1 protein-coding gene is annotated in these 1337 nt (G+C 61.9%); it reads left to right on the plus strand.

The features are described from left to right. Positions 1-910 precede the first annotated feature (910 nt). A partial coding sequence (locus CQ12_RS27925; RefSeq protein WP_157088541.1) for a glycosyltransferase occupies positions 911-1337 on the plus strand: 427 nt, incomplete at its 3' end.

Below are 1337 nucleotides of genomic sequence, written 5' to 3' on the forward strand. Positions count from 1 at the left end.
ATGGTGCGTGAGACCGTAGAGACTGCTCTGGAGTGCAGCCGTCGCATCGCCGACATGTCGCTCAAAATGGCCGAAGACACCGGGAAACAAATCAAACAAAGTACGGAAGAGAACCGGCGCGTGGCCTAACCCGGGCGTACGGGTTCGGCTGCGAAATAGAGCGGCTGACATTCAGCCGCTCTTGCACTTGGAGCTCTTGCCCTTGCAGCGGTGCGCAAGGTGGAGCTTGCGGGGCGTCGTGGCCAGCTGACTCAAGGCGCCACCCCCACAAGCTGCGGCTCCGCCGTGGCCCACAAGGGCCACGATACACGGGCATTCCAAGCCTATCTTGGCCACCGCAATATCCAGCACGCGGTGGTGTATATCCAGCACGCGGTGTAGCTGTCACCTGAGGCATCAAGGACTTATGGAGGTGGCCATGCTCTCTCGCGAAAGTGCGAGACATACCTCAACGAGTGCCAAGCCCTGGGGCGCAATGCAAACGCTGCGACGAGCGACGGCGGTGATGGGCGTCTGCCATGCCTGGCTCGCGTGAGTGACGCGGTTTGCAAACGAAACTACCTTCGGCGAGGAGCACTTTCTGTCCTGCTATGAATTGGGCCAACTGAGCAAGAGAAGCGGCCTGGATCCCAGCTATGAAGAACAGCAACGCGAAGGAGTGCGCGCGGCTCGATCTGGACGGCTGCTCCGGCTGTGCCGGTCGTCGTCTGAGCGGAGGCTGCCGTCGCCACCAGCGAGGCCGCCACCGAAATCAGAATCAATTTCTTGTCCTCCTTGTCCGGTTGACTCCAATGCGGGCGCGTAGCCTGGTTCCTCAATCCGGGAAGAATCGGCAACCACGTTGGGAACACTTGGTCCGTCTCCTTGGTTCTCGCATGGTCACCAGGAGCAAAGGTCCGGACCAGCTGTCATGCGTATTGCCCAGATCGCGCCGTTGGCCGAGAGCGTTCCTCCTAAGCTTTACGGCGGGACAGAGAGGGTGGTCGCCTGGCTGGTCGACGAGCTCGTCAGCCTGGGCCACGAGGTGACCTTGTTCGCCAGTGGAGACTCCTTTACGCGCGGGGAGCTGCATCCGGTCTGGCCCCGCGCACTCCGCCTCGGCAGGCCCGCCGCCGATCCCGCAGCCGCATGCACCGCTCTGCTCGAGGCGATTGCGCAACGGGTCGAAGATTTCGACATCGTACACTCACACATCGAATGGCTGCATCTGCCGCTGCTCAGCCGCCTCGGCGTGCCCTTCCTCACGACGATGCACGGGCGGCTCGATCTGCCTGGGCTGGTCGATGTGGTCCGTCAGTTTTCCGACGCCCCTTTCGTCTCGATATCCGACAATCAAC

This window comes from Bradyrhizobium jicamae (assembly GCF_001440395.1).
In the GTDB taxonomy this organism is placed as follows: domain Bacteria; phylum Pseudomonadota; class Alphaproteobacteria; order Rhizobiales; family Xanthobacteraceae; genus Bradyrhizobium; species Bradyrhizobium jicamae.